This window comes from Kocuria sp. UBA5001 (assembly GCF_002398425.1).
Classification (GTDB): domain Bacteria; phylum Actinomycetota; class Actinomycetes; order Actinomycetales; family Micrococcaceae; genus Kocuria; species Kocuria salsicia.
In genome coordinates, this window is sequence record NZ_DGYR01000009.1 from 457,334 (window position 1) to 473,219 (window position 15,886).

Below are 15,886 nucleotides of genomic sequence, written 5' to 3' on the forward strand. Positions count from 1 at the left end.
GTGGGAGCCCGCGGGTATCGTGGCACGGGTGAAGATCGACCTGCACACCCACTCCATCGCCTCGGACGGCACCCAGACTCCCGCGGACGTGGCCCGCTCAGCCCGCGAGGCCGGACTCAACGTCTTCGCGCTCACGGACCACGACACGACGGCGGGCTGGCAGGAGGCTGGCGACGCCGCCGTGCGCCTCGGGGTGGCATTCGTCCCGGGGATGGAAGTCACATGCACCACGCAGGACGGGATCTCGGTGCACATGCTCAGCTACCTCCACGACCCCGGATACCAGCCGCTCGTGGAGCGGATCGAGGAGTGCCGCAGCAACCGCCTGACGCGGGCGCGCAGCATGGTGGAACTGCTCGCGGAGGACTACCCGATCTCGTGGCAGGACGTGCAGCACCAAGTGGGTCCGGGCGCCACGGTCGGGCGCCCGCACATCGCGGACGCCCTCGTGGAGCTCGGAGTGGTGCCCACCCGCTCCGCGGCGTTCTCCGGCCTGCTCTCGGGCCGATCCAAGTACTACGTGCGCCACCGGGCCCTGGACCCGGTGGAGGCCATCAAGCTCGTGCGTGCGGCGGGCGGGGTCCCGGTGTGCGCGCACCCCATGGCGCCGCTGCGGGGACGCGTGGCGAGTGCCGCGGACTTCGACGCCATGATCGACGTCGGGCTCGCCGGTCTGGAGGTGGCCCACCGGGACAACCCGGACGAGTCCCGCGCGATCCTCATGAAGCTCGCCGCGGAGCACGACCTGATCGTCACAGGCTCCAGCGACTACCACGGCGCGGGCAAGCCCAACCGGCTGGGGGAGAACTCCACCTCTGTGCGTTCGCTCACGAGGATCTGCGAACAGGCCACCTCTGGCGTGGAGGTGCGCTGGCCCTGAGGTCGGCAGCGGTGACCGGAGCGCGGCGTCGTCGGCGAGGGGCGGCCGCGACCTCTGGTCAAGCCGTCTCCCCACCGGATGGAAAGCAGGTGCTGCCGTCGGTTCGGGACCGGTGGTCGGGACAGTCGGTGGGCGGCGCGTCGTCCTCGGCCTGCTCGGCGAACGGCCCGCTCAGGGGGCGCGCAGCACCGGGACGCCCGGGAGGCGGCGGTGCATGACCGCCACGGACTCCGGGTTGCTGTCCACCAGCACGAACCGGCGGTCCAGGGCGGCGCAGACCGCGCCGGTGGTCCCGGAGCCGGCGAAGAAGTCGAGCACCCAGTCACCGGGGCGCGATGACGCCGTGACGATGCGCCGCAGCACCCCCTCCGGCTTCTGGGTGGGGTAGCCGGTCTTCTCCCGGCCCGTGGGGGAGACGATCGTGTGCCACCACACGTCCGTGGGCAGCTTGCCGCGGGCGGCCTTGGCCGGGCCCACGAGACCGGGGGCCATGTACGGCTCGCGGTCCACGTCCTCGGAGTTGAAGTGGTAGGCGTCCGGGTCCTTCACATAGACCAGGATGGTGTCGTGCTTCGCGGGCCAGCGCTTGAGCGTGCGCGCCCCGAAGTCGTAGGCCCAGACGATCTCGTTGAGGAAGCACTCCCGCCCGAACAGGGCGTCCAGCAGGATCTTCACGTAGTGCACCTCGCGGTAGTCCAGGTGCACGTACAGGGTCCCGTGGCTGGCGAGCACGCGCCGGGCGTGCAGCAGCCGGGGCTCCAGGAAGCCCAGGTAGTCCGCGAAGGAGTCCTCGTAGCGGCGCAGGCTGCCGAGCACCGTCTCGTAGGAGCGGCCCGCGAAGCCCACGCGGTCGCCCTCGCCCGCCGCACGGTGGATGGAACGGGTGGTGCGCCGCACCTGGTCCCGGCCCGTGTTGAACGGGGGATCCAGGTAGATCAGGGAGAAGCTCTCGTCCGGCAGCGACTCCAGGACCGTGAGGTTCTCACCGGCCACCACGGCACTGACGCCCTGCGGGTCGAACGCGAAGGGCGCCCGCGCCGTCATCCGTCTCAGTCCTGGGCGGCGGGGGAGTTCTGCTCGCCCTGGGCGGGCCGGTTCTGACCCGAGGGACGGCGTCGCCGACGACGCCGCTTCGCCCCGGTTCCCGAGTTCTCCGTGGACTTCTCGCGTGGAGCCCGGGTGGAGTCCTCGCGGGAGCCCTCACCGCCGGCCTTCTCGCCAGCGGAGCCGTCCCGCGAGCGCTCGCCCGAACGGCCGGGGCCATCCGAGCGACTGCGGCCCGAGCCCCCGGAGCGGCTACGGCCGGAGCCGCCGCCGGAAGTGCCCGAGCGACGTCGTGACCCCGAGCCGTCGCGCGAGCCGCCCGGGGAGCGCTTGTCGCCGCGCGCCGGGCGGGCGTCGCCCAGGTCCTCGAGCTCCTCGCCGGCGAGGCCCTCGAGCGTGCGCTGGGAGCGGGGCAGCTTGCCCTTGGCCGTGCGCGGGATGTCGAGGTCCGTGTAGAGGTGCTCGGAGGATGAGTAGGTCTCCACGGGCTCGGGGATGCCGAGATCCAGGGCCTTGTCGATCAGCCGCCAGCGGGGGACGTCGTCCCAGTCCACGAACGTGATGGCCGTGCCCTTGTTGCCTGCGCGCCCGGTGCGGCCCGTGCGGTGCAGGTAGGTCTTCTCGTCCTCGGGGCACTGGAAGTTGATGACATGGGTGACGTCCTCCACGTCGATGCCGCGGGCGGCCACGTCCGTGGCGACCAGCACGTCAACCTTGCCGTGGCGGAAGGCGCGCAGCGCCTGCTCACGGGCACCCTGGCCGAGGTCCCCGTGCAGGGGAGCGGCGGCGAAGCCACGGTGGATCAGCTCGTCCGCGAGCTTCGCGGCTGCGCGCTTGGTGCGCGTGAAGATGATGCTGCGTCCGCGGCCCTCGGCCTGCAGGATGCGCGCCACCACCTCATCCTTGTCCAGGTGGTGTGCGCGGTAGATGACCTGGCGGATGTCCTTCTTGGTGGTGCCCTCGTCCGGGGCGGCCGCGCGGATGTGCATCGGGTGGGTCATGTAGCGGCGCGCCATGGCGACCACGGGGCCCGGCATGGTGGCCGAGAACAGCATGGTCTGTCGCACCTCGGGAACGCTCGCGAGCAGCTTCTCGACGTCCGGGAGGAAGCCGAGGTCCAGCATCTCGTCCGCCTCGTCCAGTACGACCATGCGCACGTGGCTCAGGTCCAGGTAGCGCTGCCGGCTGAGGTCGATCAGGCGCCCGGGGGTGCCCACCACGACCTCCACGCCCTTCTCCAGCTCGGCGATCTGCGACTCGTAGGGCCGCCCGCCGTAGATCGTGGCCACGCGGGCGTTGCGGGTCTTCGCGGCGATCGCGAGGTCGCTGCCCACCTGCACGGCGAGCTCACGCGTGGGGACCACGATCAGGGCCTGGGGGGCGCCAGGCTTCTTGAGCTGCTCCCACCCGGCGTCGTCCCGCCCCACGGCGCGCTGCAGCGCGGGGATGCCGAAGCCGAGGGTCTTGCCCGTGCCGGTCTTGGCCTGGCCGATGATGTCCTGCCCGGACAGCGCGATGGGCAGCGTCATGGCCTGGATGGGGAACGGGGAGGTGATGCCGTGGGCGGCGAGGGCGTCCACGATGTCCTGGCGGACGCCGAAGTCCGCGAACGTGGTCTCGGCCACGGGCTCGGCGGTCTCGACGGCCTGGGCCCCGGCCTCGTCGAGCTCGGGGGCTTTGTCCTGCGGTGTTGCGGTGATGTCGGTCACGAAAGTCCTTCACGGGTTGGCGCGGGGCACGAACCGCGGTGTCCGCTGCCGAGTCCGTCCTGGTGGACGGGCGGCGCGGGCCGGGGGCCGCCGCGCGGTGAGAGGAAGCCGATCGTGAAACGCACCCCGTCCGAGCGCTCTGCGGGGGGCGCTGGGGCTCTCCGGGCGGGATCCTCGAAAACGGGTGACAAGTGAACGTGACGGTCTCGTGGGACGACCGGTCATCCTGGCAAACAGTCCCAGTGTACCTGCTGCACGCACGGTGCCCCCGGACGGGAGGTCCGGGGGCACGCACGGCGGGTCCTGGTGGTGGCGCCGGGCGGCGTCGGGCGTCCCGGGGCGTTTGAGCGGATCAGCCGAGGGGCAGCGGCGTGAAGCCCACCTTGCGCTTGGTCTCCTGGCCGGTCTCCACGTAGCCGATGCTCGCGGCGGGGACCACGGTGGTGCTGCCCTTGGTGTCCTGGAGCACGAGCGGCGTGCCGGACTGCAGGGCCTCGCTGACCTTGGCCTGGACCTCCTCCGCGCCGAGCTCCGAGTTCACGACGAGCTCGCGGGCCACGTTCTGGATGCCGATCTTGATTTCCATGGCTTGCCTCCTGCGACGGCGCGCGCTCACCGCGCGCCGGTGGGTGTCCTGTGTGCCGGACTCGGTGCCACCTCCGGGGCGGCGTGCCGTGTCAGGCGTGATCGTCGCCGCTCAGTCTAGGAGCCGCCTCGGCCCGGTCCTCGTCGAGCATCCTGATTCCGCCCCAGGCTAAACGGAAAACCTGCTCCTGCACCTCCTCCCGGGGGCCGGAGTCCGGGTGGTTGACCCAGAACACCGCGGAGGACTGCACCATGTGCACGAGACCGCGGGAGAGCAGGGTGGCCTGCAGCGCGGGGATGCCCGCGTTGGGTCCCAACAGGGCTGCCACGGCCTCCGCGACCCGCTCGTAGAACTCGTCCAGCTGGGCGGCAACCTCCGGGAAGGACATCAGGTCCGCGGAGAACACGAGCTTGTGGGCCACGGGGCTGGTGCACACGAAGCCGAAGTGCGTGTCGATCACGTTGCGCACCCGCTCCTTGTCCGTGTCCGCAGCGGACAGGGAGGCCTCCAAGCGCTCGGAGAGCTCCCGGAGCGTGAACTCCACGAGGCCGAGGAACAGCTCACGCTTGCCGGGGAAGTGCTGGTACAGCACGGGCTTGGACACACCCGCCGCCGTGGCGATCTCGTCCATGGACGTGGCGTGGTAGCCGCCTTCGGAGAAGACCCGCAGGGCGGTGCTGAGTAGCTGCTCCCGACGCTGGTCCCGGCTCATCCGGCGTGCTCGGGGGTGCTCGGAACGGCTGCGCGCCTCGCCGAGATCGGTCGCGTTCATGGGGTCGTCCTCCGGTCCGGGCGGCACGCCCGTGGTGTCGTCATCCCGCGGCACGCGGTCGGGGGGTGTCTGAGGAGGATCGTTCAGCGGGGGGTTCCTGTGCTTCCCCTGCGGTGCTGCGTGAACCGACCTCCAGGCCGTACAGCGCTTCCAATCCGGTGATGTACTCGTCCGCGCGGCCCTCGGCGGCGAGCTGGCGGGCCCGCACGGTGGGCGTGTGCAGCAGCGAGCGCACCATGCGGCGCATGGCCAGCTCGATCTGCTCTTCCGCACCCGTGCAGCCGTGGTGGGTGCGGACCTTCTTGAGCTCCGCGTCCAGCACGGACATGGTGTGCTTGCGCAGTGCCACGATCGCCTCGTCCATGCCCCGTGCGCTGCGGGCCGCCTCGAAGCGCTGGGCCGCGTGATCCACGATCTCCCGCGCGGCACTCACGGACTCGAGGGTCTCCTCGGGTGCGGCCACGCGCACGGACTCCAGGGTGATCAGTTCCACCTCGGGCAGGTCCGCGACGGCGGGGTCGAAGTCCCGCGCCAGGGCGAGGTCGACCACCGTGCGGGGCCCCTCCGGGAACACGTCCGCGGGCATGGGCGCCGAGCCTCCGGAGCAGCCGATGACGACGTCGGCCCGGCGCAGCGCCGCGGGCAGCTCCACCTGCGTGACGGGGGAGCCGCCGCGCTGGTCCGTGAACTGCTGGGCGCGCCCGGAGCCGGAGTAGACCTCGATGTCCGCGCAGCCTCGGTCGCGAAGGGCAGCCATGGTGGCGCCGGCGTAGGCGCCGGTGCCGAAGACCAGGGCGCGGCGGCGGGGCCACTGCCCGGGGGTGATGTCATCCGCGAGGTCGAGGGCCACCGAGACGATGGACCGGCCACGCTCGCCGAGCGCGGTGCGGGTGCCCACCTCGCGCGCGGTGCGGGCGGCGGCCTCGAAGAGCTGGACGAGGTGGGGGGAGGCGGTGCCGGACTGGCGGGACTGGTTCAGGGCGCGTCGCACCTGACCGGTGATCTCCCGCTCGCCGACGACGGCGGACTCCAGCCCGGATACCACGGTGAAGAGGTGGCGGGGCACGCCCTCACCCTCGTGCGCGTCCATGGTCTCGAGCACGAAGCCCGCGTCCAGCCCGCAGCGTTCGGAGATCCGTTGGGCAACGTCCTGCTGGGCCCGGTGCACGAGACCGGGGGCCTCGCCCGGGACCTCGCCGTAGAACTCCAGCCGGTTGCAGGTGGACAGCGTCACGGCGCCCGCCAGCGCTCCCGTGGAGACGGCGTCCTCGGCCACACCGAGGGCTCCGGTGCTCAACCGGGCAACAGTGTTGAGGTCAACGGATCGGTGGGATGCGACAAGACAGAAGAGAACCACAATCAAGCCATCCTAGACGAAGTCGATGCGCTACGCCCAGCATAGCCACGGGCGGCCCCTGGGCCCGGAAGAGCAGCCCCTCGACTCGGGCAGGCGGGCGGGCCCGGCACCGGGCGGGACGGACAGTCCGTCGCCAAAACTCCCAGGTCTCCTTTGGCACAATGGGGAGCACTATGGCTTCCCAGATCGAGCGCGACGGCGACCACCGCGACCCCCTCAGCAGCGAGACCCCCGCCGCGGCCGCGCCAACCGTGGCGGACGGCACGGGCGGGTCCCGCCGGGTCGCGCCAGGACCGGGCACGCCAGGCCCGGACGCGGCAGGGGTGCACGAGGCAGTCTGGGCCCGGCGCCTGTCCCGCGTGCCGCAGGGCCACCCGCTGCACGGCACGGTCCGTGACTCCGCTCTCATCCGCACGCTGTGCGCCCTGCCGGTCCCGCACACCCCCGTGTGGTTCATGCGTCAGGCGGGCCGCTCCCTGCCGGAGTACCGCGAGGCGCGCCGAGGCACGGGGATGCTCGAGGCGTGCCTCGACCCGGCCCTCGCGGCGGAGATCACGCTGCAGCCGGTGCGCCGCCACGGCGTGGACGCCGCCATCTTCTTCTCGGACATCGTGGTTCCCATGAAGCTCGCGTCCGTGGACGTGGACATCGTCGCCGGGCGCGGCCCGGTGCTGGCGCATCCGGTGCGCACCGCCGCGGACGTCGCCGCCCTGCCCGAGCTGCCGGACGCGGCCCTGGACCCGATCCGCGAGGCTGTGTCCCGCACCGTCGCGGAGCTCGGGGACACCCCTCTGATCGGCTTCGCGGGAGCCCCGTTCACCATTGCCGCCTACGCGGTGGAGGGCGGGCCGTCCCGGGACCACCTGCGGCCGCGCACGATGATGCACGCGGACCCCTCGGCCTGGAACGACCTGGCGCAGTGGGCGGCCCGCACCTCCGGGGCGTTCCTGCGGGCGCAGGTCGAGGCCGGGGCGAGCGCCGTGCAGCTGTTCGACTCATGGGCCGGCTCCCTCTCGCTCGCGGACTACGAGCAGCACGTCCGGGCGCACTCTGCGCAGGCGCTCGCGGCGGTCGAGGACCTCGGCGTGCCCCGGATCCACTTCGGCACCGGCACGGGGGAGCTGCTGGGTGCCATGCGCGACGCCGGTGCGGACGCCGTGGGCGTGGACTACCGGATCCCGCTGGACGAGGCCTCCCGGCGGCTGGGGGAGCGTACCGTGGTGCAGGGCAACATCGACCCCGCCCTGCTGGGCGCACCGCGGGAGGTCCTGCACGAGCACACCCGGGACGTCCTGCGCCGCGGCCGCACCGCACCCGGACACGTGGTCAACCTGGGCCACGGTGTTCCCCCGGAGACGGACCCGGACGTGCTGAGCGAACTCGTGACCTTCATCCACAAGGAGACCCGGTGACAACTTCCTCCGGTGAGAAACGGCGCACCCCCAGGCGCCCTCGGACCGCACTCGTGGTGGGTGGCGGCGTGGCGGGTCTCACGGCCGCACGCGATCTCGCCGCGGCGGGGCTGCGCGTGACCCTGGTGGAGGCCTCCGACCACTTCGGCGGGGCCGTGGGTGCACACCAGGTTGCGGGACTCGTGCTGGACTCCGGCGCCGAGTCCTTCGCCACCCGTTCCACCGCCGTCCCGGAGCTGCTGGACGAGCTCGGTCTCGCGGACCGGGTGGTCACCCCGGACCCGGCGGGCTCTTGGCTCTACCTGCCCGAGGGCGCCATCCCCGCACCGCACTCGGGCGTGCTGGGGATTCCCGCGGATCCCTCCGACCCCGAGCTGCGCGTCCCCCTGGGACGCGCCGGACTCGCGCGGGCACGGCTGGACCGGGTGCTGCCCGCGACCGTGGGAGCCGGCGAGCGCACCGTGGGCGGTCTCGTGCGCGCCCGCATGGGTCAGCGCGTCGTCGACAGGCTCGTGTCCCCGTTCGTCTCCGGCGTCTACTCCATGCACCCGGACCGTCTGGATGTCGACGCCGTCACGCCCGGTCTGCGCAGCAGACTGCGAGAGCTCGGCAGCCTGGGGGCCGCGGCCGGCGCGCTGCGCGAAATCACCCCCGCCGGCTCGAACGTCGCGGGGCTCGACGGCGGGATGAATCTGCTGAGCGAGCGCCTGGTGGACGACGCCGAGCGGCTGGGCGTCAAGCTCGTCACCCGCTACGACGTGATCGCGCTGGACCGCGATCCCCGCCGGCCGGGCTGGATGGTCATCCAGCGCCAGCCCATGGACGGGGACAAGACGGCTGTGGCGCGCGGCGAGCTGCTCGTGATGGCCACGGACGGGCCCACCGCGGTGCGGCTGATGGGCAGCCACATGCAGGACGCCCAGAACTACACCCCGCGCCCCGGCCCGCGCATTGCGCTGGCCACGCTCGTGCTGGACTGCCCCGCCCTGGACCCCGCGCCGCGCGGCACGGGGCTGCTCGTGAGCGAGGACGTCCGAGACGTCAGCGCCAAGGCGCTGACCCACGCGAGCGCCAAGTGGAAGTGGGTGGCGCGGGAGGTCGGCGAGCACCGTCACGTCCTGCGGCTGTCCTACGGCCGTGCGGCGCAGCGCGGCTCCGGCCCCTCCCCGGAAGTGGCGCTGGAGGACAAGCACCTCATCGCCCTGGCCCTGGGGGACGCCAGCACGCTGCTGGGGGTCCCCATCGAGCCGGAGCAGCTCGTGGGTGCGGACGTCGTGCGCTGGCACGCGGCGCTGCCACGCACGGATGCGGGGCACAGCGCCCGAGTCACGGGCTTCCGCCGGGCGCTGAAGGAGATCCCGGACGCCGCCGCCGTGGGCGCGTGGCTGTCCGGAACGGGTCTCGCGGCGGTTGTCGCGGACACCCGAAAGCAGGTCCGCACGCTGCTGGAGCACCACGGCTACGACACCGGCACCCCCTCGGGGAGCGCGGGCACGAGCCCGCACTAGGCACCGCGGTGCGCGGGCGGCGTCGTCGTGGGCAATGGTGCTCTGACGGCACCGCGAGCGCGGCGCGGACGGGAAGAGAACAGGACGTGGAAAGGAACGCGCAGGATGAGTGAGCACGCAGCGAAGACACAGGAGCACGGCGGCCAGAAGGCCGCGCCGGGCGGCGAGGACAAGCTCTACTGGTCCCAGTACACGGTGCTGGAGCGCACGGGGGACCGGTCGCAGAACGCGGACTCGGCGGCCAACAGGGAGAGTTTCGACACACTCGTGGCGCGGCTGGCGGAGCGGGACGTGGTCGTGCGGGGCGTGTACGACGTCTCCGGGATGCGCGAGAGCGCGGACCTGATGCTCTGGCTGACGGGCAGGAAGCCGGACGCCCTGCAGGCCGCCGTGCGCGAGCTGCGCCGGGAACCGCTGGTGGCCGGCACCCGCCAGTCCTGGAACGCCATGGGCGTGCACCGCGAGGCCGAGTTCACCTCGAACCACTCGCCGGCCTTCGCCCGGGGTGCAGAGCCCAGGGATTGGGTGTGCGTGTATCCGTTCGTGCGCTCCTACGACTGGTACTACATGAACCCCGAGCGCCGCGGCGAGATGCTCAAGAACCACGGCATGAAGGCGCGCGACTACCCCCAGGTGCTCGCGAACACCATCGCGTGCTTCGGGCTCAACGACTTCGAGTGGCTGCTGGCGCTGGAGGCCCCGGAGCTGGTGGACCTCGTGGACGTGATGCGCCACTTCCGCAACACCGAGGCGCGGCTGCACGTGCGCGAGGAGACCCCCTTCTACACGGGCCGCCGGATCCGCACGGACGAGATCGGAGAGGTCCTCGCCTGAGATGACTGAGACCCGCAACGACCAGACCAATGCCCTGAGCGCGGCGCGCAGCGCGCGGCCGCACGAGTTCCAGGCCCTGATCCTCTCGTCCTTCGGCGGACCCGAGGGCCAGGAGGACGTCATCCCGTTCCTGCGCAACGTGACGCGCGGGCGCGGCATCCCGGATGAACGGCTCGAGGAGGTGGCCACGCACTACCGTGCCAACGGCGGTGTGAGCCCCATCAACGCCCAGAACCGTGCGTTGCGAGACGCCCTCGAGGCGGAGCTCGCGCGGCGGGGGATTGAGCTGCCTGTGCTGCTCGCCAACCGCAACTGGGACCCGTACGTGGCGGACGTGCTGCGTGAGTGCCACGAGCGCGGTTACACGGACCTGCTGGTGATGGCCACGAGCGCCTACTCGGGCTACTCCAGCTGCCGCCAGTACCGAGAGGACTACGGCGTGGGACTCGAGGAGACCGGGCTGCAGGACGTCATGCACGTGGAGAAGATCCGGCAGTACTACGACTCCGAGGGTTTCCTGCGCCCCTACGCGCGCAACTTGCGCGACTCGCTGCAGGCTCTGCGCTCCCGCACGGACGGCGGGCTGCGGGTGCTGTTCACCACCCACTCGGTGCCCATGACGGACGCCAACGCCGCAGGCCCGCAGCGCATGGCCTTCGAGGGGGACTCCGCCTACGTGGCCCAGCACCTCGCGGCCGCGCGCTGGATCGTGGAGCAGGTGGGGGAGGAGATGGCCGACGTCGAGTGGGAGCTGGTCTACCAGTCCCGTTCCGGGCCCCCGTCCACGCCGTGGCTGGAGCCGGACATCTGCGACGTCATCGAGTCGCTCCCCGAGCAGGGCGTGACCGGCGTGGCCGTGGTGCCGCTGGGCTTCGTCTCCGACCACATGGAGGTGATGTGGGACCTCGACACCGAGGCCCGAGACGCCGCCGCCGAGGCGCAGCTCGAGTTCGAGCGGATCCCCACTGCGGGAACGGACCCCGAGTTCGTGGCCGCTCTGGTGGACCTCGTGGAGCAGCGGCTGGGGACCCCCACCGCACCGCCGCGAGTCTCCGCGTGCTCCCGCGGCACGTGGTTCGACGAGTGCGCTCCCGACTGCTGCGTGAAGGTGCTGCACGGGCGGGACGAGCCCCGGCCCACGATCGCCCAGCGGCCGCAGGGGGAGCCCATCCCCGTGGACCTGGACACGGACGGCGGGGTGGTCCTGCGGTGAGCGCCGGCGTCTTCACCGTGGGCACTCGAGGCTCCCAGCTCGCGATGACCCAGACCCGCTGGGCGGCGGATGCGGTGACCCGCGCGAGCGGCGTGGCGCACGAGGTCGTCACGGTGCGCACCGAGGGGGACGTCCTCACAGGTCCCCTGTCCCAGCTGGGCGGCACCGGCGTCTTCGCGACCGCCCTGCGCTCGCGCGTGCTGGACGGGGACGTGGACCTCGCGGTGCACTCCCTCAAGGACCTGCCCACGGCGGACGTCGAGGGACTCGTGGTCGCCGCGCTGCCCGAGCGCGAGGACCCGCGGGACGCCCTGTGCGCCCGCGACGGCCTCACCCTGGAGGAGCTCCCCGAGGGGGCGGCCGTGGGAACGGGCTCGCCGCGGCGCGTCGCGCAGCTGCGGGCCCTGCGCCCGGACCTGCGCATCGTGGACATCCGCGGCAACGTGGGCACCCGCCTCAACCGCGTGGCGCCGGCGGACCCGGGAGATCTGGACGCCGTCGTGCTGGCCGCCTCCGGACTGATCCGGCTGGGACTCGAGGGACGGATCACCCAGTACCTGGACCCGCACCTGATGCTCCCCGCTCCCGGGCAGGGTGCGCTGGCGCTGGAGGTGCGCGCGGACCTGGACCCGGACACCGGGCTGGCCCGCGGCCTGACCGCCGTGGACCACCTGCCCACGCGCCTGGACGTCACCGCGGAGCGCACCGTCCTGGCGACGCTCGAAGCGGGCTGCGCGGCCCCGGTGGGCACGTACGCGCGCCTGGTGGACGGTGTCCTGGAGCTCGAGGTGGTCGTGGCCGACCCGGACGGCTCCGAGGTCATGCGGCACGCGGCGTCCCTGCCGGACGCGGACCTCGAGGGTGCCGCGGCCCTGGGTGCGCACGTGGCCCAGGAGCTGCTGGGCAACGGTGCCGGACGACTGGCGCGGTTGAGCCTGTGACCCCAGCGCGCGTGCTCATCACCCGCGATCCCGCCGCAGCGCACGAGCTCGCCGCGCTGCTGCGGGAGCGGGGCCACGAGCCGTGCGCGTCCCCGATGCTGGAGGCGCAGCGTCCGGCCGATCCCTCGGAGTTGGCGGGGCTGCTCGACCAGGCCGCTCACCCGTCCGCGCCCACGTGGCTGTGCGTGACGTCGGCCACCACGGTGGCCGCGCTCGACGCCGTCGCGGAGTCACCGGGCTGGGGCGCGCAGCTGGAGGCGGCGCGCGCCACGGGCCTGCTCCGTGTGGCCGCGGTGGGAGAGGCCACCGCCCGGGCGCTGGGGGAGTACGGTGTGGGGCTGGACTTCGTGCCGTCCCGCGTCCAGAGCGCGGCGGGCATGGTGGCGCAGTGGCCGGAGCATCCCGGCGCGCGGTCCAACGAGGATTCTCGGGAGGCTCCGCGTGCTTCCCAGCGGACGGGCACGACGCCGCTGGCCCTGCTTCCCGTCTCGGCCCTCGGCTCGGACACGCTGGCCCAGGGTCTGCGCGAGCTGGGCTACGACGTGCGGCGGGTGACCGCGTACGAGATGGTGCCCGTGCCCGCGGAACGGCCCGTGCGGCGTCGTGAACCCGAGCCCCTGGCCGGAAACTCGGCGAGCGGCGGGCTGGCGGACCGAGAGCACACGGCCGAGGAGCTGCCCGTCAAGGAGCTGGCTCCCGAGTCCGCCCGGGCCGCGTGTACGGCGGGTGAGGTGACCGCGGTGGTGGTCACGGCACCGTCGCGGGCCGCCGCACTGCTCGACGGGCAGCGGCCCGCCGCCGACGTCGCATGGGTCGCGATCGGCGAGCCCACCGCCCGCGCGCTGCGGGAACGGGGCCTGAGCCCCGTGACCGCCACCTGGCCGACGCCGCGGGACCTGGCGGACGCGGTCGACGCCGCGCTCGGCACCGCACGACCCGACGGCCGCACCACGGCCGAAACAGACGCACGACCAACGACCTGCACCGACACGGATCAGGAGAACGAGAAGATGAACGACGACGAGATGTCCTACAACCTGGTGTCGCGCCCGCGCAGGCTGCGCGCCACCCCCGCCATGCGCCGGTTCGCGGCCGAGACGCGGGTGACGCCCTCCGAGCTGATCCTGCCGGTCTTCGTCAAGGAGGGGCTGAGCGAGCCGCAGCCGCTCGCGTCCATGCCGGGCGTGGTCCAGCACAGCATGGACTCGCTGAAGCGCGCGGCCGCGGAGGCCGTGGAACTCGGCCTCGGCGGCTTCATGATCTTCGGTGTCCCCGAGACCCGCGACGCGGTGGGCTCGGCGGCGCTGGACCCGGAGGGGATCCTCAACCGCGGCATCCGTGCCGTGAGGGAAGAGGTGGGGGACGAGATCGTGGTGATGTCGGATCTGTGCCTTGACGAGTTCACGGACCACGGCCACTGCGGCGTGCTGGACGGGCAGGGCCGCGTGGACAACGACCGCACCCTGGAGATCTACGGTCGCATGGGCGTGGTGCAGGCGCAGGCCGGAGCGCACATGGTGGCTCCGTCCGGGATGATGGACGGTGAGGTGGGCGTGATCCGTGCCGCGCTGGACGCAGCCGGGCAGCAGGAGACCTCGATTCTCGCCTACAGCGCCAAGTACTCCTCCGCCTTCTACGGACCGTTCCGCGAGGCCGTGGACTCCACGCTCACGGGGGACCGCAAGGCCTACCAGATGGATCCCGCCAACCGCCGCGAGGCCCTGCTGGAGATGCAGCTGGACCTCGACGAGGGCGCGGACATGGTCATGGTCAAGCCGGCCATGAGCTACCTGGACATTCTGCGCGAGGTCGCGGACGCCTCCCCGGTGCCGGTCTCCGCGTACCAGATCTCCGGGGAGTACGCGATGATCGAGGCCGCCGCCGCGAACGGGTGGATCAACCGGGACGCCGCTGTGCGGGAGTCCGTGCTGTCCATCAAGCGCGCGGGCGCGAACTCAATCCTGACCTACTACGCCACGGAGCTCGCGCGGTGGTTCCGTGATGAGAACGGCCGGTAAACGCACGAGCGCCGCGCGTGGGTCTGCCGCGCCACGGTGTCCCCGGGAGCCGCTCCCGGCGAAAGGAATGAAGTGATCTCATGAGTGTTTCGCAAGAACTGTTCGACCGCGCCCGTCGGGTGATGCCCGGGGGAGTGAACTCCCCCGTGCGCGCGTTCAACTCGGTGGGCGGCACCCCACCGTTCATCGCCGCAGCAAAGGGCCCCTACCTCACGGACGTGGACGGCCGGGAGTACGTGGATCTCGTGTGCTCGTGGGGTCCCGCCCTGCTGGGCCACGCCCACCCCGTGGTGACCGAGGCCGTGCACGAGGCCGTGGAGCGTGGGCTGGGCTTCGGTGCCTCGACCCGCGGGGAGACCGAGCTCGCGGAGCTCGTGGTGGACCGCGTGGCACCTCTGGAGGAGATCCGCATGGTCTCCACGGGCACGGAGGCCACCATGACGGCCCTGCGCCTGGCCCGTGGCTACACCGGGCGGGACCTCGTGGTGAAGTTCGCCGGCTGCTACCACGGCCACGTGGACTCCCTGCTCTCCGAAGCCGGTTCCGGGGTGGCCACCCTCGCCCTGCCCGGTTCCGCCGGAGTCACGGCCGCCACGGCCGCCCAGACGCTCGTGGTGCCCTACAACGACCTCGCCGCCCTCGAGGCCGTCTTCGCCGAGCACCCGGGAGAGATCGCCGCCGTCATCACCGAGGCCGCCCCCTGCAACATGGGCGTGGTCACCCCGGCGAACGAGTTCAACGCTGAGATCCGGCGTCTCACGCAGGACAGCGGCGCCCTGATGATCCTCGACGAGGTCCTCACGGGCTTCCGTGTGCACGAGGCCGGCTACTGGGGACTGAGCAACGAGCACGGCGAGGACTGGGCCCCGGACCTCTTCACGTTCGGCAAGGTCATCGGCGGGGGACTGCCCACTGCCGCACTCGGCGGACGCCGAGAGATCATGGAGCACCTGGCGCCCACGGGTCCCGTCTACCAGGCGGGCACGCTGTCCGGGAACCCCGTGGCCATGGCCGCGGGCCTCGCCACCCTGAAGCTCGCGGACCGGATCGCGTACCAGACCATCAACCGGCGCTCGGAGCAGCTGCGCGCCGGGCTGCGCGAGGCGTTCGACGCCGCCGGGCTCGACTACTCGCTCCAGGAGGCGGGCAACCTCTTCTCCGTGGCGTTCGGCACCCGCGAGCACGGCGTGCACGACTACGCGGACGCCAAGGCGCAGGAGAGCTTCCGCTACACCCCGTTCTTCCACGCGATGCTCGATGCCGGGGTCTACCTCCCGCCCTCGGTCTTCGAAGCCTGGTTCCTCTCCGCGGCCCACGACGACTCGGCGATGGAGCGGATCCTCTCGGCACTGCCCGCCGCCGCGGAGGCCGCTGCCTCCGCGCAGCCGCCGCAGGACTGAGCGGGCACCCCGGGCCGCCGCACACGGTGGCCGCGAGGATGTGACAACGGCGCGGCCCCCCTTCACGGGGTGCCGCGCCGTTTTTCTCTCGGCAGGTCGGCAGGTCGGCAGGGCAGCGGGGCCGTCTGAGCCAGCGGGTCAGCGGGCAGCGGGGTCACCAGGGTGCTCGGAGCGGAGGTGCCCAGAGGCGCGGGCGACTCGGCGCGGCCGTG

At 72.5% G+C, this 15,886-nt stretch carries 13 protein-coding genes and 1 pseudogene; 9 read left to right on the top strand and 5 right to left on the bottom strand.

Features of this window, described 5'->3' with window-relative positions:
- The first annotated feature begins 28 nt into the window (after positions 1-28).
- Positions 29-880 (top strand): PHP domain-containing protein, encoded by an 852-nt coding sequence (locus B3G12_RS06110; protein ID WP_144942067.1) that lies wholly within the window; start codon positions 29-31, stop codon positions 878-880.
- A gap of 171 nt (positions 881-1,051) precedes the next feature.
- Here B3G12_RS06110 and B3G12_RS06115 read toward each other — a convergent pair whose 3' ends face one another.
- The 5 genes from B3G12_RS06115 to B3G12_RS06135 form a co-directional block, all read right to left on the bottom strand.
- Positions 1,052-1,924: a DNA-methyltransferase gene (locus tag B3G12_RS06115; RefSeq protein ID WP_144942069.1), complete on the bottom strand. Its 873-nt coding sequence runs from the start codon at positions 1,922-1,924 to the stop codon at positions 1,052-1,054.
- A 5-nt stretch (positions 1,925-1,929) separates the two neighbouring features.
- On the bottom strand, positions 1,930-3,633 hold the full coding sequence (locus B3G12_RS06120; RefSeq protein WP_290499630.1) for a DEAD/DEAH box helicase: 1,704 nt from the start codon (positions 3,631-3,633) through the stop codon (positions 1,930-1,932).
- 352 nt (positions 3,634-3,985) lie between these two features.
- On the bottom strand, positions 3,986-4,219 hold the full coding sequence (locus B3G12_RS06125) for a DUF3107 domain-containing protein (RefSeq protein ID WP_055086565.1): 234 nt from the start codon (positions 4,217-4,219) through the stop codon (positions 3,986-3,988).
- 91 nt (positions 4,220-4,310) lie between these two features.
- The gene (locus tag B3G12_RS06130; RefSeq protein WP_290499631.1) at positions 4,311-4,991 is read right to left on the bottom strand and encodes a TetR/AcrR family transcriptional regulator; all 681 of its coding nucleotides are present in this window, start codon (positions 4,989-4,991) and stop codon (positions 4,311-4,313) included.
- 40 nt (positions 4,992-5,031) lie between these two features.
- On the bottom strand, positions 5,032-6,348 hold the full coding sequence (locus B3G12_RS06135) for a glutamyl-tRNA reductase (RefSeq protein ID WP_144942203.1): 1,317 nt from the start codon (positions 6,346-6,348) through the stop codon (positions 5,032-5,034).
- Positions 6,349-6,521: 173 nt separating this feature from the next.
- Here B3G12_RS06135 and hemE point away from each other — a divergent pair, with 173 nt between their 5' ends.
- From hemE to hemL, 8 genes and pseudogenes are all read left to right on the top strand, one after another.
- The gene (gene hemE / locus B3G12_RS06140) at positions 6,522-7,760 is read left to right on the top strand and encodes a uroporphyrinogen decarboxylase (protein ID WP_144942075.1); all 1,239 of its coding nucleotides are present in this window, start codon (positions 6,522-6,524) and stop codon (positions 7,758-7,760) included.
- Positions 7,757-9,268, top strand: a complete 1,512-nt coding sequence (hemG, locus tag B3G12_RS06145; protein ID WP_290499632.1) for a protoporphyrinogen oxidase — start codon at positions 7,757-7,759, stop codon at positions 9,266-9,268. The genes hemE and hemG overlap by 4 nt, the downstream gene beginning before the upstream one ends.
- 105 nt (positions 9,269-9,373) lie before the next feature.
- A complete protein-coding gene (hemQ, locus tag B3G12_RS06150; protein WP_144942079.1) occupies positions 9,374-10,102 on the top strand; it encodes a hydrogen peroxide-dependent heme synthase in 729 nt (242 codons plus the stop codon).
- A 1-nt stretch (position 10,103) separates the two neighbouring features.
- Positions 10,104-11,315 carry a ferrochelatase gene (locus B3G12_RS06155; protein ID WP_144942081.1) on the top strand — a complete coding sequence of 404 codons (1,212 nt, stop codon included), beginning with the start codon at positions 10,104-10,106 and terminating at the stop codon, positions 11,313-11,315.
- Positions 11,312-12,256 (top strand): hydroxymethylbilane synthase, encoded by a 945-nt coding sequence (hemC, locus tag B3G12_RS06160; protein ID WP_144942083.1) that lies wholly within the window; start codon positions 11,312-11,314, stop codon positions 12,254-12,256. Before B3G12_RS06155 ends, hemC begins: the two co-directional genes overlap by 4 nt.
- 11 nt (positions 12,257-12,267) lie before the next feature.
- A pseudogene (locus tag B3G12_RS06165) lies at positions 12,268-13,143 on the top strand (uroporphyrinogen-III synthase); the annotation flags it as partial.
- A 138-nt stretch (positions 13,144-13,281) separates the two neighbouring features.
- The gene (gene hemB / locus B3G12_RS06170) at positions 13,282-14,274 is read left to right on the top strand and encodes a porphobilinogen synthase (RefSeq protein ID WP_260983329.1); all 993 of its coding nucleotides are present in this window, start codon (positions 13,282-13,284) and stop codon (positions 14,272-14,274) included.
- Positions 14,275-14,354: 80 nt separating this feature from the next.
- Positions 14,355-15,674 carry a glutamate-1-semialdehyde 2,1-aminomutase gene (gene hemL / locus B3G12_RS06175; protein ID WP_144942087.1) on the top strand — a complete coding sequence of 440 codons (1,320 nt, stop codon included), beginning with the start codon at positions 14,355-14,357 and terminating at the stop codon, positions 15,672-15,674.
- Positions 15,675-15,886: the final 212 nt, after the last annotated feature.